Raw genomic sequence first — 24,478 nt, forward strand, 5'->3', positions numbered from 1 at the left:
CGGGAGCTCGGGCCGGAATCTCGGTGACGGGGCAGGGTGCGCGGGTCTAGGGTGGTTGGCGGTGTGCCGGGAAGCCTGGTCGGCGTTCATTTGTCGACCGCGAAGGAGCTTTCCGATGAAGGCACTGATCATGACCCTGGGCACCCGCGGGGACGTGCAACCGTTCGTCGCACTGGCGCGGGCACTGGACGCGGCCGGCCACGAGGCGGTCGTGTGCGCGCCGCACCGCTTCGCCGACTTCGTCACCGGAAGCGGCGTGACGTTCGCCGGGGTCGACGACGGGCCGATGCGACAGCTCGACACGCCGGCCGAGGCCGGCGACGCGTTCCAGGGCGGCGTCCGGATGCGGCTGCGACAGATCCGCGAGATGCCGTCGATGTTCGACCAGGTCCTGGCCGACTCCTGGCAGGTCGCGGCCCGCGGCGCGGGCGAGGGGGCGGACTTGGTGGTCCACAACGGGCAGATCCTGGCCGGTCAGCATGTTGCCGAGGCGCTCGGGATCCCGGCGGTCCTGGGCCTGCCCCTCCCGATGTACGTTCCCACGCGCGAGTTCCCGTGGCCTGGGCAGTCGCTGCCCTTCGGGCTCCCGGGCTGGCTGAACCGGGCCACCTTCGGCGGGATGCGGCTGCCCGCGTCGATATTCGGCCGGGTGATCGACCGCTGGAGGCGGAACACGCTCGGACTGCCGCCCCGGAGCGGCCGGCATAACCCGATGGTTCGGCCGGACGGCGGTCCGGCTCCGGTCCTGCACGCCCACAGCCCGTCAGTGCTGCCCCAGCCCAGGGACTGGCCGGACGGCGCTGAGGTGACCGGCTACTGGCTCCTCCCGGCGCAGCCGCAACTCCCGGCCGACGTCGAACAGTTCCTTACCGCCGGGCCTGCTCCGCTGTTCGCCGGGTTCGGCTCGATGACCGGCCTGGACCGCGAGGCGCGCACGACGGCGGTGGTCGAGGCCGCGGCCCTGACCGGGAACCGGCTCGTGATGGCCACCGGCTGGGGCGGACTCGACGCCGGGACGGCGAACGCCGCAGCCGCCGACCGCGGTGTCGAGCTGCTCGTGTTGGGCGACGTCGACTATCAGACGCTCTTCCCGCGGATAACCGCGATCGTGCACCACGGGGGAGCGGGCACCACGGGCGCCGCGTTCGCCGCGGGGCGGCCGCAGGTCGTGTGCCCGTTCGTGGCCGACCAGCCCTTCTGGGGACGCGTGGCACAGGCGCGGGGCGTCGCACCGGCACCCCTGTCGCAGCGCAAGCTCACCGGCCGGGCGCTGGCGGCCCGGATCGCCGAAGCGTGCGCCCCGACGGCGATGGCCGCGGCGGCAGGGCTGGGGGACCGCGTCGCCCGGGAGCGGGGCCTGGACCGGGCGGTCGCCCTCGTCGAGCGCGCAGTCGAGGCCTGTCGATGAGCACGACATGGCTCGGTCGTCGCCTGCGACACGAACAGCGGAAAGGAAAACGCCGCCTCGCCGAACGACGGGTCGAAGAGCGATCCACCGCCAGGTACGTGTAACCGCCCAGCAGCCCCCTTGCCCACGCCCAGGCGCAGCGCCCGGCGTGGGCCACGGTCGGGGCCCGCGCGCAGCAGCCACCCAGGTGGGCTGCGGGTTGATCGAGCGGTCGTGCCCGTGTCCCCGGCCGCTCCTGGACTGACGTTCTGCTGACCTTGCGGGTCAGGCATGCGGTCTGGTTGTGCGACGTTCCTGCGCGCGGCGCCAGCCGTGCCGTGTCATGCCGCGGGGCTTGTAGATGTTGAGGGCCAGCGGGATGAGCAGGACCGCGAGGCCGCCCACGGCGTGGAAGAGGTCCCCGCCGAGCTGGTCGATGTCGGCCGTCGGGTCCGCCGCGACGGCGGCCATGGCCTCGACCGTCGGCAGGTGGAGCACCAGGATTGCGAACGCGAAGGTGGTCAGGACCAGGCTGATCGTCACCCAGTAGTGCCGCAGCAGCCCCCAGGGGGTGCCGAGGGCCTGGACGATGCCGGTGACGAGCGCTGCCGCGGCGAGGGGGATCAGGGCATACCTGAGGACGGGTTCCATCATCAGGTACGCCGCCCGCACGGTCTCAGCGTCGTTGCTGACGTAGATGGGGACGTTGAGGGCGATGTACGCGGCGATCGCGCCGAGCCAGCCCACCGAGCTGGTGACGTGGATCGTCAGCATCAGCTTCCGCATCGCCGGGGACATCTGCATCAGCCGTGCATCCCAGGGCCGTGCTCGCCGCCGACAAGCAGCATGACCATCACGAGCACCACCACGGCGACGGCAACACCCCACGCCAGCCGCCTGGCCCATCGGGGCAGCCCAGGATGGGCTTGTGGAGCCTTGTCCGCTGTCGGGTCCGGTGCGTTCTGGGTCATCGTCGTCTCCTCGGGTCGGCTGTAGGCCAAACTGATCGTTCGAGACAGAGTGTATTGGATAATGGCAGAGTGTCGTGCCAGCGACGAGGCGTATCATCTTGGGATGCCGAAGCTGTGGGAGGAATCGATCGAGGAGCATCGCCGATCAGTGCGTGATGCCATCACAGAGGCCGCCTGGCGGCTGGCCGAAGAGCATGGCCCTCTTTCGCTGACCATGTCGCAGGTGGCTGGAGCCGCGGGGATCGGTCGCGCGACGCTCTACAAGTACTTCGCGGACATCGAGTCGATCCTTGTGGCGCACCATGCGCGGCACGTCGAGGACCACCTCCAGGCCCTCGAAGGCCTACGCGGAGAAGCGCAGCCACCGGGCACCCGGCTCGTGGCCGTCGCCCACGCCTACGCGTCGATCTGTTTCCACCGCGGAAGGCACTCGTCGGCCGACATCAGTACGCTCGTCCATCGAGGCCCCGAGATCGGCGACGCGGGGCGTCGTCTGCACGGCGTCTTCGCAGGCCTGATCGCGGAGGCGGCTGCGGAAGGGCTCGTGCGCAAGGACCTCAGCCCGGACGAGCTTGCCGTCTACTGCCGCCACGCGCTGGAAGTATCCAGCCACGCGAAGGACCTCGACGGGGTCGCCCGGCTCACTCGGGTGGTTCTGGACGGTCTCGAGTGCTCACCCGAGGTCCAGGACAGCGCCCAGGCCTCAGTGATGGTCAGTCACCGTGGACGGGCGCCGCATCGGAGCTGATCTGCCTGGCTGACCGTTCGCGGCTCAGTCATATTCCGTATCACCGGGACCCTGTACGGGAGCGGGGGCAGCATCACGCGGGGCCGCGAGCCCGCCTGAGAACCAGGGGCAACAGGCACAGGGCCAGGGCACCGCCGCCGAGTGCGAGTGTGGTGTAGGAGGCGCCGGCGACGACGACGCCGGACAGTGCTCCGCCGCCTGCTCCGGCGATCGCGACCAGGACGTCGACGTTGCACTGCACGCGGGCGCGGCTGTGCAAGGGCAGGTCGCGACTCAGGAGCGTGGTCCCGGCGACCAGCCCGAGGCTCCAGCCGAGTCCGAGCAGGGCCAGCCCGAGAGCCAGCGCCCAGACCGCGCCGACCGGTGCGAACCCTGCGACGAGACCCGCACTGACCAGCGTGAGCGCGGCGAGCGCGCTGACCGCACGGGGTCCGTGCTTGTCGACGAGCCACCCGGACAGCGGTGAGGGCAGATACATAGCGGCGACGTGCACGGCGATGACGACGCCGATCGCGGCGGTCCCGTGACCGTGATGCTGCAGGTGGACGGGTGTCATTGTCATGACCGCCACCATGACCGCCTGGGTGACGACCATGACCGCCGCGCCGAGCCGGACTCCCGCCGGCAGGTCGGCAGCAGCCGGGACCGGACGGTCCGCGGAGTCGTCCGTAACCTGCTTGTCCCGTTCGGACGCACCGAGCTCACGGGCAAGCAGGAGCGGATCGGGACGCAGCAGCAGGACCAGCACGACTGCGGCAGCGCCATAGGCGACGGCGGCCAGGCCGAACGGACCGGCCAGGCGCGGGATGCCCCAGGCCGCGGCAAGAGCCCCGGTCGCCGTGACCAGGTTGGGTCCGGCGACCGCACCCAGCGTGGTCGCGACCAGCACCGTGGACACCGCGCGGGCCTTGTGGTGCGGCGGGGCCAGGTCTGCACCCGCGTAGCGGGCCTGGAGATTGGTCGCGGTGCCCGCCCCGTAGACGAACAGCGCGATGAACAGCAGCGGGATGGAGTCGGCGACCGCGGCCAGGAGTACTCCGAGCGCGCCGGCGGCGCCGACCGCGTAGCCCAGGGCTAGGCCGGCCCGGCGGCCGGACCGCTGCGAGAGCCGTCCCACGACGACGGCCGCGCCGGCCGAGCCGATGGTGAACAGGGCGCTGGGCAGTCCCGCGAGCCCGGCCGTTCCGAGCATGTCCTGGGCCAGGAGCGCCCCGACCGTGATCCCGGCCGCGAGCCCGGCGCCGCTGAAGACCTGAGCCAGAACCAAGACAGCGAGAACCCTGCGCTCCTCAGGCGGAGTCCCGCCAGCTCCTGGGGTGGTTGGAACCGTGGAGGCTGCGGCGTCGGTCACGGGGCGCTCCCAGCCTGAGCACCAGTGGTCGTCAGGGCGACGTCGTCGGCGAGGAACTCGATCACGCCGTCCGCAACCAGATGGGCGGCATGCCCGTGCTCTGCCAGGAGGTGCACGGCGTCGTAGGACAGCACGCAGTACCGGCCGCGGCAGTAGGCGGCGACCTCGACATCGGCGGGAATCTCCGCGAGCCGTCCCGCGAGCTCGTCGGACGGGATCGAGACGGCGCCGGGCAGATGCCCGGCCGCGTACTCCTCGCTCGGGCGCACGTCCAGCACGAACACTTCACCACGGTGGGACCGCTCGAGGAGCTCGGCGCGATCGATGATACGAACGCCGTCGGGCAGCATCTGCGACGTCAGCCGCGTCGCCGCGGCTGCCACCTCCGGACGGTGCCGTTCGGCCACCCGGAACATGACGGTGACCAGCTCGGCCACGTCCGGTCCGGCCAGGCGATACAGCACCCGGGTGCCGTCCCGCCGGGAGACGATCAGGCCGGCATCGCGCAGCAGTTGCAGATGCGCCGAGGTGGTGGTCAGGTTCAGCCCGGCCACCGACGCGAGCTGCTGCACCGGCCGCTCACCCTGCGCCAGCAGCTCCAACAGCTCCAGCCGCTTGCCGCTGGCCAGTGCCTTGCCCGTCCGGGCGAACGACTCGAACAGATCAGCCTTGGACATCCTGCCTCCTATTCCAAACTTCCATGGAATACCGTAGCAGTCCGCCTGTGCGCAGGGTTCGGGTCCAGCACCCTCAGCGCGGCACGACCACAGGACGCCGGGGGCACATCTACCCACTTCCTCGACGACCGGCACCTCCAGGCCCTGTCCCAGACCGAGCGTCGGCAGGAGCCGGGTCTCGGTTTCCGTCAGGTCGACCTACCCTGTGCCGGTAGGGTCCCAGCATGGTTGGCCAGCGGCGCTACCGTGACGTGCGCACCACGACGATCGGCGCCCCGCCCGAGGTGGTGTGGCGCGCAGTCCTGGACCAGGTCGAGGTGCTCGGGCAGCCGTCCTGGTACGTGCGAGTCATCGGCTGCCGCGACACGCGTGCCGCGGGCCCGCGCCCGCTCGGGGTGGGTTCGGTGGTCCCGGGTTTCCGGGTCGCGGCGGCGGACCCGCCGGCCCGGCTCGTGCTCGACGGCGTCCACCGGTTCTCGGTCTACACCCTCACCTTCCGGCTCGTGCCCGACGGCGCAGGCACGCGTCTGGAGGCGCACACCGACGCGACCTTCCCGGGCGTGCTCGGCGCGATCTACCGGCTGCTGGTGATCGACTCGCGGTTCCACAAGCTCGCGACGCGGACCATCGTGACGCGCATCCGACGCCGGGTGCCGTCGCCCTGATCGACACCAGCCTGCGTCGCACGGAGCCCTACCCCTCCGCGCGCAACCGGTGTCCCGCGCGGAGCACCGTCGCCCGGGCCAGCTCGTCGAGGGAGTCCACGAGCACGACGTCGGGCAGCAGGTCCGGAGAGGTCGCCTCCGCCGCGACCGACAGCTCGGTGCAGCCCAGCACGATCGCGCCGGCCCCACGCTTCCGTAGGTTGGCGACGACGCCGTCCAGCGCGCTCAGGTCACCGCCGCGGCCCGCCTTCACGCCGTCGTAGATCAGGGACGTCACTGTCGCCTGATCGGCGACGTCCGGCACCAGGGTCTTGATGCCGCGCGCGCCGAAGGCCTCCAGGTAGACGCCCGACGCGATAGTTCCCTCCGTCGCGAGGAGGCCGACGGCCTCCGGGCGCGGCCCGCTGAGGCGACCGGACCAGGTATCGGACGCCAGCACCGCGGACACCGTCACGTCCACCATCGACAACAGGGGGGCCGACGTCGCCGCGCCGACCGCACCGGCGAATGCGTGTGCCGTGTTGCACGGCAGCACGAGGAAGTCGGTCCCCAGAGCGGCGAGCCGACGCGCGTCGGCAGCGAGCACCGGCCCAGGGTCGTCGGGGGAGCGCCCCAGCACGAACGCCGTCCGGTCCGGGACGGTCGCGTGCTGGAGCACCACCATGTCGACGTGGTCCTGGTCGCGTGCCGCTTCCGTCAGCCGGACGACTCGCTCCATGAACAGGACAGTCGCGAGCGGCCCGACTCCGCCCAGCACGCCGACGAGCGCTCCAGCGGCTCCGGCGTCCGGCGCGCCGCTGTCAGGCATGCCGGGCGCGGCGCTGTCAGGCGCGCCCGCCGCGCCGTCGTCAGGCATGCGCGGCGCGCCGTCGTCAGGCATGCCCGGCACGCCGTCGTCAGGCAACCTCGCGCTCCGAGGACGGGAGAGGCTCCCCGACCGCGGACTCGGCGACCCCGGACTGCCCGGGCGCCCCGCCCGCTTCTTGCAGCGGGTGGTACTGCGAGAACTTGCGCACCTGGTTCAGCTCGGCGAGACGTACCCAGGCGTCGCGGCGCGGCGACCGGTCCCCCCGGTACTTCAGCGGGTGCACGACGCGGGCGCGGCGCAGGGCGTCGCGGACCGACTTGTCGTTCACGTACTTGTCCAGGAGGAAGCCCGGGACGATCCGGTACAGCACCTCCAGCGGCTCCGTGGCGCGCGGCCAGTGCCCGGTGAGATGGTCCGCCATCCAGTAGGCGGCGGGGTTCAGCCCGCTCGCGGTCAGGTAGTAGTTGGACCGCCCCGTGCGCGGGTTCAGCTCGAAGAAGTGCCCGACGCCGGTACGCGGGTCCACCTTCACGTCGAAGTTCGCGAACCCCGTCCAGCCCAGGTGCTCAACGAGCCGCCGGGCGTCCTCCTCGACCTGCGAGAGCCTCCCGGTGAGGATCGCCGCCGGGTTCCCCAGGGTTCCGGGCGTGTGCTCCTCGAGCAGCACGCGACCGCCCCATGCCATGCGCACCGTGCCGTCGAGGTCGGAGTAGGTGGTCATGATCCGCATCTGCGAGTCGTCGCCGGGCACGTACTCCTGGATGATCATCGGCCGCCGGTAGCCCGCGTCCCCGGCTGCCTTGAGGAGGGCGGCCAGCTCGCCGCGGTCCCGGACCAGGTGCACCTTCGCCTTGCCGTGGAACGACACCTGGTGCCACGCCGTGTTGTCGCCGGGCTTGGCGATCACCGGAAAGCGCAGGTCGAGGGCGCCGACCTCCGCCCCGCCGTCGCGCACCTCCGTGCGCGGGTGCGGGACCCCGAGCTCATGGCAGAGCTCGGAGAACCGCTGCTTGTCCATCACCCGGTCGAGCAGACCGACCGACGGGTAGGGGACGGTCGCCACGTCCTCCAGCCGCGCGCGGTGCTCCGCGAGCGCCCGCACGTACCAGTCCACGCAGGTGACCGCGACGACCGGGCCCGGGGCCGTCGCGGCGACCCGGCGGATCAGCTCGACCATGACGTCGGGGTCGTCGAGGCGCGGTTCGACGACGTTCCGGATGATGTTGGAGTGCGCGATGTTGGGCGTCGGGCGGATGGACACGACGGTGGACGTGACGCCGTAGCCCTCGTGGAAGGCACGAGCGAGGCTGTAGGCGCCGGCGTCGCCGCCAAGGATGACCGGGTGTACAGCTGCGATGTTCCTCATGCCACATAACACGGACGGCGGGCGAAGAAGGTTGTGCCTCGAAGCGGGTGAATTGGAAAATTCGGGCGGGGGCCGCAGCGGCCAGCGCTGGGTTAGCCCGCCAGGTCCTTCAGTCGCGCCAGGTCGTCGCGGACCGACTCCCGTTCCTCATCGGTGAGCTGGACCGTGGCGGCCCTTTCTATGTGGAGACCGCCGTCGTCTCGTCGCCGAGCGTCGTCTCGTCCGGCATCGGCTTCATCGTCCACCTGCCGCGCGAGGAGGCGGTGGCGCTGCTGAAGCAGCGGGTGGCAAGGGGGAGCTCGAACTCGGCCGGTCGAGCGGATTGAGTCTCCGCTGCGGCCGTGCGCCAGTGAGCGCGCCGTCGTCCCTCGTCACCTTGAGGGTAGGCGAGCCCGGCTTCGCGGGCGGCGCGTTCGACGTCGCGCATCGTGGAGGCGGTGCCAGCAGGGACAGGCGCTTGTCGGACCCACTCGCCTGCGTGGAGCGAGTGGACCTCACAGCCGGCAAGGTCTGGGCTCGAACCGTGCCAGACCCGCACCACCACTGGACCCGGCGCACTCGCCACGGCGGTGTGCACGGCAGCTGCGAGTTGTGCCCCCAACGGCGACAATCCCGGTCGGCGTGCCTGGACCGGAACGAGCGAGAGAAGCACCGGGACGGCCCCGTTGGCGGCGATGGGTCCGGTGATCTCTTTGGCTGCCTCGCGCACGGCGCCGGACGCTTGCCCCATCGCCACACCGCGCGCCGCCCAGGCCAGCATCGGGATGTCGTTGACGCCGTCGCCGACCGCAACCGTGTGCTCGGGTGCGATGCCGAGCAGCCCCCGGACTCGCTCCAGTGCGATCGCCTTGCTCGTGTCAGATGCTGTGGCGTCGACCCAGTCGCGGCCCGCCGGTGTCACAGTCGCACCGGAGCCACGCAGGAGCTCGGTGTGGTCGGTGAGCCTGTCGGCGTGGAGCGCGACGCGAGAGACCTGTCCGACGACCAGTTCCTCGCGCGGGGTCTGTTTTTGCGGGCCGTTCAGCAGTCCGGGGGCGAACTGTCGGTTCACGCGCCAGCCCCAGCCGATCTCCTCGATCGCGACGTGTACCCCCGGCGACAGCTTGCTCGCCTGGCGGATCACTGGCCCCGCATCGAACGTGCGAGCCTCGACCACTTCGTATCCCGACGGCGCCGCGGGGTCCAGACGTACCGTCAACGCACCGTTGGAGCAGACTGCCCAGCCCTGGGTCAGCCCCAGCCTCCGAGCGATGGAGACCAGGCCTACCAGCGACCTACCGGTCGCCAGTACCACCTGGTGGCCACTCGCGCGCACCAGCTCCAATGCCTGCACTGTCTCGGTAGGGATCTTGTTGTCCCGGTCGACCAGAGTGCCGTCTATGTCGAGCGCAATCATGTGCGTCGTAGGCGCAATTATGGTGTTTGCCGGTGCTGTTTCCATGCTGCCGGACCTTCCCGTTGTTGCTAGCTTTGGGAATGATCCTGAGGCTGTTTTCCGGCCCGGCCTAGATCCTTTCCTGTTGAGGCAAGAACCCATCCCGGATGCTTTCGACCAGGGCTCGCATGTGGTCGCCATAGAGCGCCACTGCGGCGAATCGTTCGAAGGTGTCGACGTAGGTCTGCACGTCCTTGGGGTCCCGCGTCGTGACCTGGGAGTGAAACGTCTCGACGAGCACGAGCCGGTCGTCGTGCATGCTGAAGCAGGTCATCGGGAAGTCCGGCATCCGACCCGCAAGGGGCACGACACCGATGGTCACGTCGGGCAGCCGAGACAGGGAGACCAGCCGGTCGAGCTGAACGGCCATGACGGCCGGCTCGCAGACCAGCCACCGCAGGACGTGCTCACAGATCACGAAGTGGAACGAGCGGCCAGGCTCGTAGAGCGTGGCCTGGCGCTCCATCCTGGCCGCCACCGTCCGAGCCCGGGTCTCCTCCGGCAGCGCGGGAGGCAGGGAGAACACCGCTGTGGCGTACTCCGGCGTCTGAAGTAGCCCGGGGACGAGCTGTCCCTGGAACAGCCTGAGCAGGGTCGTGTTCGCCTCGATGGCTTTGATGGCGTTCTGGTGCTTCCACGGGCCCATCCGGCGCAACAGTCGCCACGCGGTGGCCTCGGTGACCTCTGCCCGGGCGGTGGCCAGGAACTGATCCTTCACCTCCGCTGAGACGCCGAGCGCGGACAGGACGAGGTCGACGTCCTGCACGTTCGGTAGCGTCCGGCCGTTCTCGATCTTGGAGAGCTTGCCTGCGGACATGGAAGCCCTGCGGGCCACGACGTCACCGGTCAGTCCCGATGTTTCGCGTAGTGCCCGCAGAGCTCTTCCGATGGAGTCCGTGGTCAGTGGTGTCGCTCCCAGTAAGAGTCGAACGGTACGGCGTGGGCCAGCGCTGCCTCTTGGTAGCCCCGGTACTCGGAGAGCTGGTCGTCAGGCAGAAGTTCAGCGCCGACGAACTTGCCCACGGGTGTGTAGTGCATGCGGTACACGTCGCGATCGTCGAAGAGCCAGAAGTCGTGATCGGGCAGGCCCGTCACCCGTTGGTCGGCCAGATCGATGATCCCGATGCTCTCCCCGGCCTTGATGTTTCCGGGATAGGCAGACAGCTCGTAGCGCAGGTAATCCGTCAGAGGGGAGTGCAGGACATGGACGCGGGACACGGTCTTTCCCATGTCGGTCATCGAGCGGACCCATGGGTTGTCGTCCCACTCGGAACCCATGTCCTCGCCCGCGAGGAACCGTTCGATCTCCTCCTGCTCATCCTCCACGTCGTACACGGCCAACGTCTCCAGCCTGAACGCGGTCCGCTCGAAGGTCTCGAAGAGGCGGCCGAACTCCTCACCCTTGAGCACGGAAGTACTCCTCGAGCACCGCAGCCGGGACAACGACAGCCGTCTCGCCCTCGGGAAGATCGAGCTGCGCCAGCCGCTCACGATCCGTGATCACGTAACCCTGCACCACGTAATCCTTGTCGCCATCAGTGCCCCACAGGGTCGGGCACTGGCCGTTCTTGCAGTCCGAATCTCCCGACAGCCACCGCAGCGGTGCGCTCATGGGCTCCCCCTCTTGTTGGCAATCTGTGCCGCATTCAATGCTCCAGACCCGCGGACCGCAAGGTCAAGGTCTCCGGCTTTCCAGAACAGGAAACCTGTGGCGCGATGGGTTAACGGGTACGAAACCGCTCGCATGGATCGTTCCAGGCGCTCTGCCCACCAATCAGCGAACGGCATTGCATGCGCCAGAGCTATGTCATACGCCCGGGCCTTCTTCATCCGGCCGCGGCGGCTCGGTTTCTCGCAGAAGGCCCTGATCGCTCGACTGATCGGTCAGGTGGGTCGGCAACTCCCGATTCGTGCGCGACGATGCTCGTTGCTATCGAACGTGTTCCTTCAGCAGATGCCGGGACTGCGAGTGCGCCGCTGCTAATCAGAGAGGGGATGCCGCCGTCGACCAAGCCTGCAGGTCCGCTTCAGCGGACTCGACCCGTTGGAGAATCGGTGCGAACTCTTCGTCGTCGAATTCCACGACTGACTCAAGATAGTCCGTACGCACCCGTTCAGCCTCTGCGATCCGCCACAGGATATCGAGAAGCTGTCGCTGCTCGCCGGCCGACCGCTTCTCGGCTTGCGCGATCTGACGCAGAGCGAGGCGGTCCTCCCCGAGCAGTCGGCTGCGAAGGACCTCCGGAGCGGCGAACTCCTCGATCAGCTGGACAGACTGTCGCGTCCTTCGGTCGCAGTAGGCCGCGAACGCCACAGTGGGAACCAAGTAGGCCAAGGTAACGCCCAACGCCGGAGTCATGCCGTCATCAGTGTTCCCGCCAGCGAACTCGCTGACCGCGATTGCCGCCAAGAGGAACACAACCGGCGACGCACCCACGAGCGCATTCGCAAGGCGGGACCGCCGAAATCTGACCCGAGCCGTCCGCTCGATCTCGTTGAACTGGATCCTGATCCGCTCGACGACGAGCAGGTCTTGCCTCGGGTCGACGATGAACACGAACTGGTGGAGAGCGGCCCTCAGATCGCCCTCCATCTTCAGGATGCCCGGCTTCGCCATGACCCAGGCCAGCGCCAGGAACCGTCCCGGGCGCGGAGCCCGCCACACATGTTGCACGGGCCAGACCCTATCGACCGTTGTGTCCAAGATCTGCCGTGATTCGCTGCCGGAACTGAGACGCCATACCTGCGCTGCGGACTGTCGGACAGTTCCACACCTCGATGAATGGTGAAACTTCAGCGGTGCGCGGTGTTCCAGGGTTCCTGGTGCTGTTGGACATCACAGCTCACACCAGTTCGACACTGTCGGCCTGCGGCCCCCGGTCACTCTGACGCACCTTGAATCGAACCCGATCACCCTCCTCCAGGACCTCGGTGCCCTTTACGACCGACACGTGCACGAACAGGTCCGCGCCCCCGGCGTCGGGGGTGATGAAGCCGAAACCGCGCTCCGCGTCGTAGCGCGCGACGGTGCCCTCGCCTCCGCGCACAGGACCGCCCGATGCCGCGGGACGGCTCGACCGACCTCGGTCCGTGGTCGCGCGCACACTCCCGGCGCCGCGCACGAGCTGCACGTTGCGGGCGTTCGGCCCCTTGTCGCCGTCGACGACGTCATACGTCACGCGTGCACCCTCGGAGAGCTCGGTCAACCCCGAGCCGAGCGCACTGACGTGGACGAAGACGTCCTCGCCACCCGAGTCGGGAGCGACGAACCCGAAGCCCTTGGTGTCGTCGTACCAGGACATCGTGCCGTCTGCGCCGTCGGCTGCCGACTGCGCAGCCTCCGCCCCGAGCGGTAGCAGGTGGTCCGCCTGCGGCCCTTTCTCCCCGTCGACGACGAGGAACGCCACCCGCTGCCCCTCCAAGATCACACCGCCCCCGACGATGGCCGAGCTGTGCACGAAGATCTCGACGCGACCGTCGTCGGGCGTGACGAAGCCGTATCCCTTGGCCGGCTCGTACCAGGCGACGGTGCCGAGCACACCCACGGGCGCGTCGGCCGCCCGGTCGCCCGTGACACGGACGCGGCGCGCCTGCGGGCCACGCTCACCCTCGCCCACCTCGAACTCGACGGCCTGCCCCTCGCGGAGCAGCTTCGGTCCGTCGTCGCCGACGATCTCGGACGCGTGCACGAACAGGTCCTCGGCCTCGTTTCCGAGGTCGATGAAGCCGAACCCTCGGTCGGCGTCGAACCATCGGACAGTTCCCTGGGGCACCTAAGACTCCTCATCTCGGCAGACATTGCTGTCGTCCAGTGTCCCTGACGGAACCCCCGGCGGGTCACGCTCGCCGCGGTCGCCCTCGGGCTCCGCGACCCCAGCCTCGATCGTCAGTCGAGGCCTTCGATGATGCGGAAGTCGCGCTCGACGCCGTCAGCAAGTGCTGCCAGCGCCTCCTGGTAGGCCGCACTCGCGCGTGCGGCGACCGCCTGTTCGAAGCTGTCGAACTCGATCAGGATGGTGCGCTCGGCGATTCCGGCGTCGTGTGCGACGACCCGGCCGTCACGAGCGAGCAGCCGCCCGCCCCCGGCCTTGACGGCTGGAGCAGCCAGCTTGTTGTAGGCAGCCAGCTTCTCGGGGTCCGCAATGGTGCGGTAGACGCTGACCCAATAGCCCTTGACCACGGTACCTCCGGTGTTCGGAACTGACGCTCAGATCCAATCACAGAGCGTCACGGGCGTTCTGCACCCGTCAAGACCCTGACAGCGGACCGTGCCCACCGGGCGCGATCAAGTTCGAAGACCCCCGTTATCCCTACGCTCGGTGGGCGCTGTTGGCCGGCAGTGTGCTGACCCGTCGTTCGACAGGGTCCGTCGGGACCGGATCCGCGGCGGGCGGGTGACTCGCGGGCTCAACGCTCCGGACCGGGCCGGGCCTGTGTGAGACGCGAATTCACGATAACGAATAGGTCTGTTTGCCCGTGTGCCAGATGATGGCTGCCGTGGACCCCATCGCCGATGCCGCAGCCCTGGTCGCCGACCGTTATCCCGACGCTCGATGGGCCCTGCTGGCCGGCAGCGTGCTCGATCCAGGATCGCGGACGGCAGGGTCGGACCTGGACATAGTGGTCTGCGTTCCCGACGACGCCGTCGGGCATCGTGACTCGGTGCGCTGGCGGGGCTGGCCGGTGGAGCTGGTCGTGAACACCGAGGCGGGGCATCGCTGGTTCATCGCGAAGGAGACTGCGCGGAGGAAGCCGACGCTGGTGCGGATGATCGCCACGGGCGTGCCGGTGGCGGGGGAGTCCGACGTCGTCGGGCTGAAGGCGGAGTGCCACGCGCTGCTGGAAGCGGGTCCGGGGCCGGCGCCGGACACCGCGCTGGAGGACGCCCGGTATGGCGTGACCGACCTCCTGGACGACCTCGCGTACGCGCGCGACGGCGGCGAGGCGGACGTCGTGCGGTCGGTGCTGTGGGAGCGGGTCGGGCACCTTGCTCTGGCGGCGGCCGGGCGGTGGGACGGCGGCGGCAAGTGGCTGCTGCGCGAGCTGCGCGCCTGGGACCTCGGGTACGCCGCCCGCTGGGTGGCCGCCCGGCACGACGACCAGGCGATGGTCGACGTCGCGCGGGCGACGCTGAACGCCGCTGGCGGGCCGCTGTTCGAGGGGTACCTGCGCCAGGCGCCCGTCGTCGACGAGATTCCCGCGGCCTCGACCACGCCACCCGTGGTGGTGCGGCGCGCGGCCCGGGCGATCCTGCTCGACGACGACGGCCGCCTCGTGGTGATCAAGCGGACGGTTCCGGGGCGTGGGCCGTACTGGGTGACGCCCGGTGGTGGCGTCGAGCCCGAGGACGGCTCGGTCGAGGACGGGCTGCACCGGGAGCTGTTCGAGGAGCTCGGCGCGACGGCGAAGGTCGTCCGGCAGGTGTTCCTGACGTCCCAGCCCAAGGACGCCGGGATCGCGGTGCAGCACTACTTTCTGGCGCGGGTGATGTCGCTGGACCTGGCGTTGCGGTCGGGTCCGGAGTTCCAGGAGCCGATGCGGGGGACCTACGACGTCGAGTACGTGGACCTGCGCGACGACGGCGCGCTTGCCGGGGTTGATCTGGTTCCTGCCGCCCTGAAGGCGTTCATCCGGACCAACCGTGGCGCGCTGCTCGCCGAGGCCGGGATTTCCTGAGGGCAAGGTCGCTGGTCCCTATCTCGGCGTGGGCCTTTCAGTCGAACTCCGCGAACCGTTCCAGGAGAACCTCGTCGGTGTCGGCCTCGACCGCGACCCAGAGCTCCAGCGCGGGGATCGCGGACCCCCCGCCGTCGTCGTCCTGCGCGACCCAAGGCCTGCCCACCGAGGGGTTCTCGCTCGTGCCGTCCGGGTCGGGTGTATAGCGCCAGCGCGCGTCGCGGTGGATCCGTGCGACCTCGCCCAGGTACCAGATCGCGCCCTGCACGAGGTCTTCCTCGATCCGCGCGTCCAGGGCCTCCGCGGACGGGATCCGCAGCCGGACCACCTGCGCGAGCGGAACCAGCGACGCCGGGCTGAAGTCGAGCTCCCGGGCCCGCCCGGTGTCCGCGGACCAAGCATCGAACTGTTCCCGGCGCGTCGTGAGCCAGCGGGTGAGCCAGGGGTCGCGCGGGTCGTCCTCCGCGCGGGTCGGCAGCGCGGGAAGGTCGGCGCGACGAGGTTCCCAGCCGTCGTCGTCGGCACGGCGCCCGGCCGCCTCCGCCATGACACGTTCGTGCTCGGTCGCCCATACGGTGCCGGTGCGGCGGGTGACGGCGTCGAGGACGAGAGGCATCGGCTCGACCGTCCCGCCGGCGTCGAGGACGGCGACGGGCAGGCCGGAGCCCTCGTCCCACGACCAAGCCCCGCCGCCGACGGTCAGCAGCGCCTCCCCGAGGTACCCGCCGAGCGCCTCGACGAGACCCTCGCGGGGCGCGGCGTCCAGCGTCTCGGCGAGCAGGAGGCGTTCGAGGTCGTGCAGGGAGACGACGGAGTGGTCGAGCGTCGTGCCGGATCCGACGACGAGGTCCTGCAGCCCTTCGAGCATCGGGCCGATGTGGTCGAGCCAGTGGGCGAGGCCGTCGTCCGGCGTTGTCTGCATGCCGCCACGGTAGGCGGGTGGGCGCCGCCGTCGCCACAGATCCCCGGCCACTCCGTCCCATGTCGACTTTTGTCGCGCTTGTAATAGTTCGTTGCGTACGTTGGTGCCGCCACGTGACGTCCGGCGCGACGGTCGGACGGACCCATACGTCCTGGAAGGAGTCATCGTGTCACTGACGACCGATGCTCGGAAACGGCTACAGGCGGTCCTCCTGGCTTTCGCCCTGATCTTTACCCTGGTGACGGTCCCGCAGGCGGAGTCTGCCTCTGCGGCGCCGCTCAAGGGGAAACTATGTCGTGACGTGTTCAACCTGCCCAAGCCCACGGGCCCGCAGCGGACCACGATGCCCGACCCGGCGGAGATCGCCGCGCTCGGGGAACTGCCCCTGGACTACGTGAACCCGGCCGAGCCGGTCCGGAACGCCGCGCTGCCGAGCGACGATCCCCAGGAGGTGCGTAAGGACTACGGCACGAAGTACCGGGGAAAGAGCGTCGGCACCGAGACGCACCTGTTCGCGCGGTGGAACGCCTGGCTCGACAAGCACCCGGAGCTCAAGACGAAGGCGCAGATCAACGCGGCCTTCGACGGGTGGCGCAACAGCTACGTCACGGTGCACGACAACAACGCGCGGGGGCACGCCCTGCACAAGCTCATCGTCGAGAAGCTCGGGCTGACCGGCGACGACTGGCTCTGCGAGAAGACTCTCGGTCCGAAGGGCAAGTCCGTCCGGGTGGACATCGTCCACAAGACGACGAAGTTCGCCATCGAGGTGAAGGCGGGGTCGGGACACACCCGCGACCAGCTGGGGAGGTACAAGGTCCTCGTCGAGAACAAGACGCTGTCCCGCACGACGTACGTCCACGGCCAGGCGCCGGACAAGCCCACCCGTGATGCGCTCAAGGAAGCCAAGATGGACTCGGCCAGGATCAAGGTCAAGCCCAGGATCACCAACATCCGGCCAACCTTCCCGGGCGGGTGCGTCTCCGGCATGAGCGTGGTGCAGCCCGCCGCCCGCTGCGCGCCCGGGCCGATCGACCCCAGCTCGAAGGGCCAGAACAGCAAGGTGCAGGACCTGGCCAAGCAGACCGGCAGGACACCGGCAGAGGCGCGGCGCTACCAGAACCTGCCCCGTGAGCTCGGCGCGCGCGACTGGGGGTTCCGGCGGCCGGGCGGGATCGACTGGTCGACGCTCGAGCTCAGCTACCTGGAGGTCGACTCCGGCACGGGCGACGTCGGCTACTCGTTCCAGGCGGACGACAACCCCGACGAGGCCGCGAACCCGTCCTTCGGCGGCGAGGAGACCCTGGACCTGAGCTCGGACGCGTTCTACACCTGGCTCGCCCTGCCCGACGAGGTGTTCTGGGTCAACCTCAACCCGGATCACCCCGACCAGGTCACGGACCCGCTGTTCGCGGACACCAAGGCCGCCCGCGTGCTCCTGGAGGCCGACCTGGAGATGAAGCGCGACTTCACCCGGCTGACAAATCCCGAGACCGAGGTCGGTGCAGCGTACTGGGACTCGTTGCGGACCAACCCGGACGGCAGTGTGTGCTGGCCCTCCACCCGCCAGTGGATCTACGCCGCCCCGGCCAAGGTCCGCCAGGAGGGTGACCGCCTGTACATCCTGGATGCCCCGATGAGCGTGGGCAAGGAGCGGATGGAGTTCACCAACTACCCCGACGGCCAGGAGCCGTGTACCGCGAGCGACGAGATCATGGACCACAACTTCCGGATGGCGCAGGAGCACCTCGCCCCAGTGGTCGAGGAGCTGATCAACACCGACCCGAAGTACGCGGACCTGCGCAGCGTCTACCGGGCCCGGGTCGCCGCCGCGTGGGTGAAGCAGCGCAACGAGGCGAACCCGGGACCGTACGACGCGATCATCGACTCCGGGGACGCGTCCCTGTGGCCCGAGGGGACGGACTGGGAGGCCAAGGACGTCTGGGACGACATGATGGAGAACGACTGGACCCGGGTCCAGTTCGAGGTCACCCGCGAGGAGATCGTCAACGGCGAGCCGTGGACCTGGACCTACCCGATCTACGGTGGCGTCGAGCTGGACAAGTCGCCCAGGAAGCAGACGCCGACCGAAGAGTTCCGCCGCGACCACCCGGAGCTGCCCCAGGCCGTCCAGGAATCCCGCGTCGACGTCGTGAGCTATGGGGATGAGGACGCGTTCGTCGGCGGTGGCACGGCGCAGGAGTCGGTCGAACCCGAGCCAGAGCCGACTCCTACTCCCACTCCGACGCCGACGCCGACGCCGACGCCGGACGACCCACCGGCTCGGAAGGAGCCGCCGCTGGTGGCCACGGGCTGACCCCGGCAACAGCGTGCAGGCCGGCCCTTCGATGCGGGCCGGCCCGCACTGTTCCACGACCACGATCACGAGCAACCCCATCGAGTGGTGGTCATCCGTCCTGGCGTCGAGGTGCGGCGTCGCGCCTGTCCGGCACGCACGACGCCGCACGGTCGAGGGCTTGAGGTGAGCTGCCTCGGCTTGAGCTAGCGGGGCAACCGCTCCAGCTGAGAGCCGGTTGACGTTGCTTGCCTTGCGGCCTCTGCCTCTGCTGCCCGGGCCAGGCGCTCGATCCAGTCCTGGTGGTAGTCGTACACCGCGCCCGGACGCTTTCGACCGATCTCCTCGAGGAAGAACTCACCCTGCTGGGTCTCTTCGGTCAACACGTGGCTTCCGGTGCTGGTCGGAGTGATCACCCAACCGTGGTACGCAGTCGACCTGGTTTCATCACCGTCCACCGACGTCCGCCACGCGAGCCGGCGGAACGGCTCGAACTCGGTCACCACGCAGCGCATCGTGAACCCAACGGTGAATCGGCTGTACTCGCTGCCGAGCTCGAGCTCGGGTGTGCCGGTCGTGATCTTGATCTGGTTCTCCGGCGGGAAGTAGGTGTGCCAGTTCTCGGCGTCGACCAGTAGCTTCCACACGATCTCCGGTGGCGCGTCGATGTCTATGTCGTTGAGTCCGTAGATGGCCGAGATTCGCGGGTGGAACTCGTCGGGCCAGCTGACCTTGTCGTACATGGCTCTCCTTCTGTCAGGTTGCCTGGTGGCTGCAGCGCGGGGTGCGGCGGCCACGGGGGCGCTTGGTTCGGGCCGGGCGCGTCAGCGCAGGAACGTGCGCAGCAGCTCGGTCACTTCGTGGGGCCGTTCTTCGGTGACCCAGTGCCCAGCTCCGGCCAGCACGCGTGTGTCGACCTGGGTCGCGTACCTCTCCAGCTGGGTGCCGATGCTCTTGCCGAGCGACTTCTCGCCGCCGACCGCCAGGATGGGCATCCCGATCGGGCCGGCGGCCTGCAGCTGCTTGTTCTGCTGGATGTTGACGGCGAGCGAGCGATACATCTTCACCCAGGCCTCCACGCGCCCGGGCCTGCGCAGCCGCTCGGCGTAGAACTCGTAGTCGACAGCGGCGAATGCCGTCTGGTCGCCCAGGAACTGACCGATGAAACCCTCGACGAGGGCGCGCTCGTTCCCGGCGATGAGCCCTTCGGCGATGTCCGCCTGGAAGAAGCCGTAGTGCCAGATGGAGGGGCCGCCGTCGGGGTCGAGCGCCCGATAGTCGTACACGGTCTCGTCGGGGAGCGGCCCTTCGAGCAGGGCCATGCGATCCACCTCGGAAGGCCATCGGGCGGCGTAGGGGTAGGCGACCCAGGCACCGATGTCATGGGCGACGATCTGGATCCCGTCGTTCAGGCCCAGCTGAGTGAGCAGGGCGTGCACATCGTCGGCCATCTGGACGGTGTCGTATCCGTCGCTGGTCACCTCCGAGTCACCAGTCCCGCGCAGGTCCACCGCGATCACGGTGTGGTCCGCGGCAAGCGGACCGAGCTGGTGATGCCATTCGGCCCAGGTCTGTGGGAAGCCGTGCAAGAGCAGGACGGGTGACCCGCTTCCGCCGCGCAGGTAGTGCATGCGGAACCCGTTGACGTGCGCGTAGTGCGACTCGTAGCCGGCTGGTACTCGCGTCCTGTCAGGCGATGTGGTGATGGCCGCAGCCGCGTTCATGAGTGCTCCCTGTATTCTGGATCAAGTGATCTGCAAGTAGAGCACACGTCACGCAGTGCAACAAGCTGCCGCTGCATCCTCTTGTGTCGGACTTGTGAGTCATCTAGTCTTGAAATCCGGATGGAGCCGACGCATGGCGGGAGGCGGGTATGGCGCGCACAGGGCGGCCTCGGGAGTTCGACCGGGATGCTGCGGTTCAGGCGGCGTTGTGGCTGTTCTGGGAGCACGGCTACGAGGCGACGAGCCTCGCTCAGCTCCGCGCGCGGATGGGAATCTCGTCAGCGAGCTTCTACGCGGCCTTCGGCTCGAAGGAAGCATTGTTCGAGGAAGTTGTCCGCACCTACGCGGGATCCTTCGGTCGCGTCACCGAGGCAGTCGGACAGGACTCGCTACCTCCCAGGGCGGCGGTCGAGTACGTGCTGAGGGCGTCCGCACGCATGCAGACCGAACCTGGTCACCCGTCGGGGTGCCTGATGGTCCTCGCCGCGGCGGTCGGGGGTACCGACCACGCAACCGTCCGTGCGCTGCTCGCTGATCACCGAGCAGTCGTGCGGCGCAACGTCCGCGCCGGCATCGAGCGCGCTGTTGACGCAGGCGAGCTGCCGGCTGCGATCGACGCGGATGGTATGTCCGTGATGATCACAGGGTTCCTCTGGGGGCTGTCTGTCGAAAGCCGCGACGGTACCCCGATGGAGACTCTCGACGCGGCGATCACCCAGCTGATGCAGGTCTGGGACGCGGCGCGGGTGCCGAGTGCTCAGGCGGCGGAACTGGTTCCCTGACGCTCGGAAGCACGGTGGTGGCCGTGATCTCGGCGAGGCCGACCCGGTGCCCGGCGTCGCACTGCACGGCGACACCGACCGGCTCGTCGCACCCCGTGTGGGTGAAGCTGATCGGCGGGTTGGTGCTGGTGTGCTTGCGTCCCCACTGAAACAGGCCGAGTACGACCGGCAGCAGATCGGTCCCGGCGTCGGTGAGGCGGTACTCCTCGCGACGTCGCGCGCCAGGCTCCTGGTAGACGTGGCGCTCGAGCAGCCCGGCTGCCACGAGCGTTCGCAGATGTGAGGCGGCGGTAGCCGGTGCGACTCCTACCCGTTCGACGAAGTCGTCGAAGCGGGTCGTGCCGTAGAAGGCCTCGCGCATGATCAGCATCGCGGGGCGGGAGCCGATGATCTCGACGGCCTTCTCGACCGGACACCACCCGGTCGCGCTCCAGGTGGACCGATCCTCCAGTGCGCCCGTCAGCGTCATTCCCACGGCGAGATCCTCCCTGCTGGATTCAGACATCTGAACTCAGATGCTAGCGTTCGCCTCCTGGCTTCAGAAGAGTGAAGTTACCCATGGTGCCGAGGAGTGGGACATGAACCTCTACTTTCGTCTGATGATGCTGCGCTGGCGGGTTCGCTCGCGTCGGCGCCTGGAGCTGTCGGAGACCGCGCGCACGCCGTTCCGGGTGCTGCCGACCGACCTGGACCTGCTGGGCCACATGAACAACGGCAAGTACCTGTCGATAATGGACGTCGGGCGGATGGACCTGCTGATCCGTTCGGGGTTCTGGGACGTGCTGCGCAAGATGGGCTGGTACCCGGTCGTGGCCGGCCAGACGATCACCTACCGGCGTTCGCTCAGGCTGGGCCAGCGATTCGACCTGTACACACGGCTGATCGGGTTGGACGACCGGTGGGGGTACGTCGAGCAGACGATCTGCATCGGCCCGACGGTGTATGCGCAAGCCGTGATCCGTACCCGGTTCCTGAAGCAGTCGGGAGGCTCGGTGGAGCACGACGAGCTCCGGGACGCGCTCGGCGACGACCCCGTGGCTCAACTTCTTGTGCCCGAACCGGTGCGGCACTGGACCGAGTCGCTCCGGGGGACCGGGACCGAGTACGTCCCAGCGAACAAGGACGCCTGAACGGGGCGGAGCGACCGAGCGAGTTCTCAGAGTCCGCCGGCTGGCGACGCGCCGCTCTGGGCGAGGCGGAACCGGCCCGGCGAGATGCCGTACCTGCGGCGGAAGCTGGTCCCGAACGCGAACTCGGTCGAGTAGCCGACCCTGCGAGCGATCGCTGCCAGCGGCACTTCGGTCTCTTTCAGCAGCTGAGCGCCGTAGGTCAGGCGCCAGCTGGTCACGTAGGCCATGGGTGGCTGACCCAGCTGTGATCGGAACCGCTCGACGAAAGCGGTCCGGGACATCCCCGCGGTCTCGCTGAGCGTCTGCACGCTCCACGGCCGGTCCGGGCCCGCGTGGATCTCGCGCACGACGGCATCGATCGCCGGATCCGTGACCTGCGGCCAGCCTGTCGGGCCGTTCTGTTCGAGCCACTGCCTCAGGACATGGGTCAGCATCACCTCGAGCAGGGCCGGCCGGGTCGCGTCCGTGCCCGGGCCGGCATCGGACACATCCGCGCCGAGCAGATCTGCCAGCGTCCGCAGCCGCGGATCACGGTCGTAGTCCGGCGACACCCGCAGGACCTCGGGCAGGGACTGAAGATAGGGGTGCACGTGCCCGTGCTCGAGCCAGTACGCGCCACAGAGCAGCTCGACGTCGAACGAGTCGGGGTCTAAGAGGTCTTCGCTCATGACGGCCGGTGGCAGGTCCCGGAGCGACGACGGGGCATGGCTCAGTCCGTGAGTGGCGCCGAAGGGTGCGAGGACGACGTCGCCCGGCTTCAGCTCGAGCGGCTGGCTGTCGGCCGTGATCAGCCAGGCGCTGCCGTGCAGAACCATGTGGAATCCGCTACCTACCTGAGGCGGATACTGCCACCCCCACGCTCCCGAGCCCTTGATCGAGCAGGCCTCGGCGCGGCCGACGCGGACACTGCGGATCACCGAGCTGAGCACGTCCACCCGACGGATGGTAGCTGACGGCACACGGCGCAGCTGTACGCATTCGTATTGTTTCCGGCCGCTGGAGGATGGGCAGCCTGGTCAGCGGCTGGTGTGCTTGCTGCTGGTGGTGAGCCCTCCCGCGGGGCACACCGACACCCAGCGCAGGAACGACGAGGAGCAATGGTGACCACATCAGCCGAGAACCACTTCGACCGGACGCTCGCTGCCTACGAGCAGTGGTGCGACCCGTGCTCGGGCTTGTTCTCACGTGCCGCCCTGGACGGCGCGCCCCTACCTCCGCGGGCAGGCGTCCTGGACGTGTGCGCAGGCATGGGGGCCCTGGCCGTTCCCGCAGCTGAACGCGGATACGACGTATGTGCCATCGACCTCTCCAGCGAGATGGTCGCTCGTGCCACAGAGCGACTACGGCCTTACCCCCGTTCCTCGGCCACGATGATGGACGCACTCCACCTGCAGTACGACGACAACACGTTCGACGCGGCGTTCTCGGTGCTCGGGGTGGTGTACTTCGGGCCCGAGACGGCGACGGCGCTGACCGAGATGGTGCGGGTCGTGCGACCGGGTGGGCTCGTCAGCATCGTGAACTGGGCGCACCCGATGGGCGCGCCGTTCTTCAGTCCTGTCGCCAGGGCCATCAACCGGATGGACGACCCGGAGGTGGGGCAGTTCGTAGCCCCGCTGACCGAGTACCTCGAGAGGTCCGAGCTGGAGCAGGCGCTGAGCAACGCCGGTTGCGTCGACCCCTGGTCGCAGCGCGTCGAGGCGGCGTACCCGCTTCCTCCGGCCGACACCTTCATGGCCGAGCTCGACCCGGTGTTCCAGGTCCACCCCCAGTACCGGGCTGCTGCCACCAGCGATCGTGACCGCCTTCGGGAGCTCTTGACCCAGGAGGCGTCTGTCATGGTCCGAGGGGACCTGCCTCCGGCGCTTGCCAACGTCGCGTATGCCCGCGTGCCCAACGGCTAGGAGGAGCGACGGCCACCGCGGTGATCCCGGCCGGCCGTCGTCCCGGGCGGCACCGCGAGGGCGCGCACCGCGCGTTCGATGGCGGGGCGCAGGTCGAGAGCGGGATCGACGGTGAGCCGGTGCAGGAGCAGCCCGTCGGCGAGCGCCATGAGGGCCCGGGTCGCCGGCACGGGCTCGGTGATGCCGACGGCGATCACTATCCGCTCGGTCCACTGCTCGAACTCGCGGCGTTGCTGCCGCAGCGGCTCGCCGAGGTCGGGGTCGCCGGTGAGCTCGAGGAAGAGGGCGTAGCGGGCGCGGGTGCGCGCGGCGAACGGTCCGGTCTGCAACTCGGCCATGGCGCACATGCCCTCGACCAGCCCGTCGATTCCTGTCATCGCAGGCAGCGCGGCCGGGTCGAAATCGGCGCGCTCGCGCTCGGCGATCCAGTCGACCACGCCGCCGAGCAGCGCCCGCCGGGTGCGGAACCAGTTCGAGGTCGACCCGGGCGGCAGGCCGGCCCGTTCATCGACACGCGCATGGGTCAACGCGCGTACGCCCTCCGCGCCGAGCAGTTCCACGGCTGCCTCGAGTGCGCGTTCCCGGGTGGCCGCCGCCATGGACACCTCTTTCTGCTCGGACTACTATGAACATAGT

The 24,478-nt window shown here is 69.2% G+C and carries 27 protein-coding genes; 8 read left to right on the plus strand and 19 right to left on the minus strand.

Translation table 11 applies throughout. The features are described from left to right. The first annotated feature begins 115 nt into the window (after window positions 1-115). On the plus strand, window positions 116-1,408 hold the full coding sequence (locus C8K30_RS20845) for a glycosyltransferase (protein ID WP_108494825.1): 1,293 nt from the start codon (window positions 116-118) through the stop codon (window positions 1,406-1,408). Window positions 1,409-1,672: 264 nt separating this feature from the next. Here the strand turns inward: C8K30_RS20845 and C8K30_RS20850 are convergent, their stop codons facing one another. Further along, on the minus strand, window positions 1,673-2,191 hold the full coding sequence (locus C8K30_RS20850; protein ID WP_199230609.1) for a DUF2269 domain-containing protein: 519 nt from the start codon (window positions 2,189-2,191) through the stop codon (window positions 1,673-1,675). Continuing rightward, the gene (locus C8K30_RS30760) at window positions 2,191-2,358 is read right to left on the minus strand and encodes a hypothetical protein (protein ID WP_158281078.1); all 168 of its coding nucleotides are present in this window, start codon (window positions 2,356-2,358) and stop codon (window positions 2,191-2,193) included. Before C8K30_RS30760 ends, C8K30_RS20850 begins: the two co-directional genes overlap by 1 nt. Window positions 2,359-2,461: 103 nt before the next feature. Here C8K30_RS30760 and C8K30_RS20855 point away from each other — a divergent pair, with 103 nt between their 5' ends. Continuing rightward, window positions 2,462-3,106: a TetR/AcrR family transcriptional regulator gene (locus C8K30_RS20855; RefSeq protein ID WP_158281079.1), complete on the plus strand. Its 645-nt coding sequence runs from the start codon at window positions 2,462-2,464 to the stop codon at window positions 3,104-3,106. Window positions 3,107-3,179: 73 nt separating this feature from the next. Here C8K30_RS20855 and C8K30_RS20860 read toward each other — a convergent pair whose 3' ends face one another. Together C8K30_RS20860 and C8K30_RS20865 are read right to left on the minus strand one after the other, a co-directional pair. Further along, complete coding sequence (locus C8K30_RS20860) at window positions 3,180-4,373, minus strand: MFS transporter (protein WP_233257323.1); 1,194 nt, start codon at window positions 4,371-4,373, stop codon at window positions 3,180-3,182. 80 nt (window positions 4,374-4,453) lie between these two features. Next, window positions 4,454-5,134 carry a metalloregulator ArsR/SmtB family transcription factor gene (locus C8K30_RS20865; RefSeq protein WP_199230610.1) on the minus strand — a complete coding sequence of 227 codons (681 nt, stop codon included), beginning with the start codon at window positions 5,132-5,134 and terminating at the stop codon, window positions 4,454-4,456. A gap of 224 nt (window positions 5,135-5,358) precedes the next feature. Here C8K30_RS20865 and C8K30_RS20870 point away from each other — a divergent pair, with 224 nt between their 5' ends. Then, window positions 5,359-5,799 (plus strand): SRPBCC family protein, encoded by a 441-nt coding sequence (locus C8K30_RS20870; protein WP_108494828.1) that lies wholly within the window; start codon window positions 5,359-5,361, stop codon window positions 5,797-5,799. A 28-nt stretch (window positions 5,800-5,827) separates the two neighbouring features. Here C8K30_RS20870 and C8K30_RS20875 read toward each other — a convergent pair whose 3' ends face one another. The 9 genes from C8K30_RS20875 to C8K30_RS20920 all read right to left on the minus strand — a co-directional run bounded on the left by C8K30_RS20875 (window position 5,828) and on the right by C8K30_RS20920 (window position 13,588). Continuing rightward, window positions 5,828-6,703 (minus strand): aspartate/glutamate racemase family protein, encoded by an 876-nt coding sequence (locus C8K30_RS20875; RefSeq protein WP_369940660.1) that lies wholly within the window; start codon window positions 6,701-6,703, stop codon window positions 5,828-5,830. Beyond that, the gene (locus C8K30_RS20880; RefSeq protein WP_199230611.1) at window positions 6,696-7,973 is read right to left on the minus strand and encodes a carboxylate--amine ligase; all 1,278 of its coding nucleotides are present in this window, start codon (window positions 7,971-7,973) and stop codon (window positions 6,696-6,698) included. Before C8K30_RS20880 ends, C8K30_RS20875 begins: the two co-directional genes overlap by 8 nt. 178 nt (window positions 7,974-8,151) lie before the next feature. Further along, complete coding sequence (locus C8K30_RS20890; protein ID WP_158281080.1) at window positions 8,152-9,414, minus strand: HAD family hydrolase; 1,263 nt, start codon at window positions 9,412-9,414, stop codon at window positions 8,152-8,154. Window positions 9,415-9,478: 64 nt separating this feature from the next. Further along, on the minus strand, window positions 9,479-10,327 hold the full coding sequence (locus tag C8K30_RS20895) for a helix-turn-helix domain-containing protein (protein ID WP_369940744.1): 849 nt from the start codon (window positions 10,325-10,327) through the stop codon (window positions 9,479-9,481). Then, on the minus strand, window positions 10,309-10,818 hold the full coding sequence (locus tag C8K30_RS20900; RefSeq protein ID WP_108494831.1) for a DUF6879 family protein: 510 nt from the start codon (window positions 10,816-10,818) through the stop codon (window positions 10,309-10,311). The genes C8K30_RS20895 and C8K30_RS20900 overlap by 19 nt, the downstream gene beginning before the upstream one ends. Beyond that, window positions 10,805-11,020: a hypothetical protein gene (locus C8K30_RS20905; protein WP_108494832.1), complete on the minus strand. Its 216-nt coding sequence runs from the start codon at window positions 11,018-11,020 to the stop codon at window positions 10,805-10,807. The genes C8K30_RS20900 and C8K30_RS20905 overlap by 14 nt, the downstream gene beginning before the upstream one ends. A gap of 372 nt (window positions 11,021-11,392) precedes the next feature. Further along, on the minus strand, window positions 11,393-12,025 hold the full coding sequence (locus tag C8K30_RS20910; RefSeq protein WP_146197545.1) for a hypothetical protein: 633 nt from the start codon (window positions 12,023-12,025) through the stop codon (window positions 11,393-11,395). A gap of 226 nt (window positions 12,026-12,251) precedes the next feature. Next, entirely contained in the window at window positions 12,252-13,181 is a 930-nt protein-coding gene (locus C8K30_RS20915) for a cold-shock protein (protein WP_108494834.1), read from the minus strand. A gap of 113 nt (window positions 13,182-13,294) precedes the next feature. Next, window positions 13,295-13,588: a DUF1330 domain-containing protein gene (locus C8K30_RS20920; protein ID WP_108494835.1), complete on the minus strand. Its 294-nt coding sequence runs from the start codon at window positions 13,586-13,588 to the stop codon at window positions 13,295-13,297. Window positions 13,589-13,905: 317 nt separating this feature from the next. On the opposite strand from C8K30_RS20920, the gene C8K30_RS31345 reads away from it, so the two are divergent. Next, the gene (locus tag C8K30_RS31345) at window positions 13,906-15,084 is read left to right on the plus strand and encodes an NUDIX domain-containing protein (protein WP_233257325.1); all 1,179 of its coding nucleotides are present in this window, start codon (window positions 13,906-13,908) and stop codon (window positions 15,082-15,084) included. Window positions 15,085-15,121: 37 nt separating this feature from the next. Here the strand turns inward: C8K30_RS31345 and C8K30_RS20930 are convergent, their stop codons facing one another. Continuing rightward, window positions 15,122-16,006: a hypothetical protein gene (locus C8K30_RS20930; protein WP_108494836.1), complete on the minus strand. Its 885-nt coding sequence runs from the start codon at window positions 16,004-16,006 to the stop codon at window positions 15,122-15,124. A gap of 166 nt (window positions 16,007-16,172) precedes the next feature. Here C8K30_RS20930 and C8K30_RS20935 point away from each other — a divergent pair, with 166 nt between their 5' ends. Continuing rightward, window positions 16,173-18,323, plus strand: a complete 2,151-nt coding sequence (locus C8K30_RS20935; protein ID WP_146197546.1) for a hypothetical protein — start codon at window positions 16,173-16,175, stop codon at window positions 18,321-18,323. Between the two features lie 185 nt (window positions 18,324-18,508). On the opposite strand, the gene C8K30_RS20940 is transcribed toward C8K30_RS20935, so the two are convergent. Together C8K30_RS20940 and C8K30_RS20945 are read right to left on the minus strand one after the other, a co-directional pair. Then, complete coding sequence (locus C8K30_RS20940; RefSeq protein ID WP_199230612.1) at window positions 18,509-19,099, minus strand: SRPBCC family protein; 591 nt, start codon at window positions 19,097-19,099, stop codon at window positions 18,509-18,511. Between the two features lie 27 nt (window positions 19,100-19,126). Then, entirely contained in the window at window positions 19,127-20,026 is a 900-nt protein-coding gene (locus C8K30_RS20945; protein ID WP_108494839.1) for an alpha/beta fold hydrolase, read from the minus strand. A 149-nt stretch (window positions 20,027-20,175) separates the two neighbouring features. Here C8K30_RS20945 and C8K30_RS20950 point away from each other — a divergent pair, with 149 nt between their 5' ends. Beyond that, window positions 20,176-20,808, plus strand: a complete 633-nt coding sequence (locus tag C8K30_RS20950; RefSeq protein WP_108494840.1) for a TetR/AcrR family transcriptional regulator — start codon at window positions 20,176-20,178, stop codon at window positions 20,806-20,808. On the opposite strand, the gene C8K30_RS20955 is transcribed toward C8K30_RS20950, so the two are convergent. Continuing rightward, window positions 20,738-21,313, minus strand: a complete 576-nt coding sequence (locus C8K30_RS20955; RefSeq protein WP_199230613.1) for a helix-turn-helix domain-containing protein — start codon at window positions 21,311-21,313, stop codon at window positions 20,738-20,740. The genes C8K30_RS20950 and C8K30_RS20955 overlap by 71 nt on opposite strands. Window positions 21,314-21,386: 73 nt before the next feature. Here C8K30_RS20955 and C8K30_RS20960 point away from each other — a divergent pair, with 73 nt between their 5' ends. After that, window positions 21,387-21,938 (plus strand): thioesterase family protein, encoded by a 552-nt coding sequence (locus C8K30_RS20960; protein ID WP_108494842.1) that lies wholly within the window; start codon window positions 21,387-21,389, stop codon window positions 21,936-21,938. 26 nt (window positions 21,939-21,964) lie between these two features. On the opposite strand, the gene C8K30_RS20965 is transcribed toward C8K30_RS20960, so the two are convergent. Next, window positions 21,965-22,873: an AraC family transcriptional regulator gene (locus tag C8K30_RS20965; protein WP_108494843.1), complete on the minus strand. Its 909-nt coding sequence runs from the start codon at window positions 22,871-22,873 to the stop codon at window positions 21,965-21,967. A gap of 165 nt (window positions 22,874-23,038) precedes the next feature. On the opposite strand from C8K30_RS20965, the gene C8K30_RS20970 reads away from it, so the two are divergent. Next, entirely contained in the window at window positions 23,039-23,842 is an 804-nt protein-coding gene (locus C8K30_RS20970; RefSeq protein ID WP_158281081.1) for a class I SAM-dependent methyltransferase, read from the plus strand. Here the strand turns inward: C8K30_RS20970 and C8K30_RS20975 are convergent. Beyond that, a complete protein-coding gene (locus C8K30_RS20975) occupies window positions 23,839-24,441 on the minus strand; it encodes a TetR/AcrR family transcriptional regulator (RefSeq protein ID WP_108494845.1) in 603 nt (200 codons plus the stop codon). The two genes, C8K30_RS20970 and C8K30_RS20975, sit on opposite strands and share 4 nt — an antisense overlap. Window positions 24,442-24,478: the final 37 nt, after the last annotated feature.

It is taken from the genome of Promicromonospora sp. AC04, assembly GCF_003058225.1.
Classification (GTDB): Bacteria; Actinomycetota; Actinomycetes; order Actinomycetales; family Cellulomonadaceae; genus Promicromonospora.

Excerpts from the sequence above, each read along its gene's own strand:
- C8K30_RS20945 (WP_108494839.1), bottom strand. The coding sequence starts at position 20,026 with ATGAACGCGGCTGCGGCCATCACCACATCGCCTGACAGGACGCGAGTA.
- C8K30_RS20890 (WP_158281080.1), bottom strand. The coding sequence starts at position 9,414 with ATGGAAACAGCACCGGCAAACACCATAATTGCGCCTACGACGCACATG.
- C8K30_RS20975 (WP_108494845.1), bottom strand. The coding sequence starts at position 24,441 with ATGGCGGCGGCCACCCGGGAACGCGCACTCGAGGCAGCCGTGGAACTG.
- C8K30_RS20960 (WP_108494842.1), top strand. The coding sequence starts at position 21,387 with ATGAACCTCTACTTTCGTCTGATGATGCTGCGCTGGCGGGTTCGCTCG.
- C8K30_RS20950 (WP_108494840.1), top strand. The coding sequence starts at position 20,176 with ATGGCGCGCACAGGGCGGCCTCGGGAGTTCGACCGGGATGCTGCGGTT.
- C8K30_RS30760 (WP_158281078.1), bottom strand. The coding sequence starts at position 2,358 with ATGACCCAGAACGCACCGGACCCGACAGCGGACAAGGCTCCACAAGCC.
- C8K30_RS20955 (WP_199230613.1), bottom strand. The coding sequence starts at position 21,313 with ATGTCTGAATCCAGCAGGGAGGATCTCGCCGTGGGAATGACGCTGACG.
- C8K30_RS20910 (WP_146197545.1), bottom strand. The coding sequence starts at position 12,025 with ATGGCGAAGCCGGGCATCCTGAAGATGGAGGGCGATCTGAGGGCCGCT.
- C8K30_RS20850 (WP_199230609.1), bottom strand. The coding sequence starts at position 2,191 with ATGCAGATGTCCCCGGCGATGCGGAAGCTGATGCTGACGATCCACGTC.
- C8K30_RS20855 (WP_158281079.1), top strand. The coding sequence starts at position 2,462 with ATGCCGAAGCTGTGGGAGGAATCGATCGAGGAGCATCGCCGATCAGTG.
- C8K30_RS20870 (WP_108494828.1), top strand. The coding sequence starts at position 5,359 with ATGGTTGGCCAGCGGCGCTACCGTGACGTGCGCACCACGACGATCGGC.
- C8K30_RS20905 (WP_108494832.1), bottom strand. The coding sequence starts at position 11,020 with ATGAGCGCACCGCTGCGGTGGCTGTCGGGAGATTCGGACTGCAAGAAC.
- C8K30_RS20865 (WP_199230610.1), bottom strand. The coding sequence starts at position 5,134 with ATGTCCAAGGCTGATCTGTTCGAGTCGTTCGCCCGGACGGGCAAGGCA.
- C8K30_RS20845 (WP_108494825.1), top strand. The coding sequence starts at position 116 with ATGAAGGCACTGATCATGACCCTGGGCACCCGCGGGGACGTGCAACCG.
- C8K30_RS20930 (WP_108494836.1), bottom strand. The coding sequence starts at position 16,006 with ATGCAGACAACGCCGGACGACGGCCTCGCCCACTGGCTCGACCACATC.
- C8K30_RS20880 (WP_199230611.1), bottom strand. The coding sequence starts at position 7,973 with ATGAGGAACATCGCAGCTGTACACCCGGTCATCCTTGGCGGCGACGCC.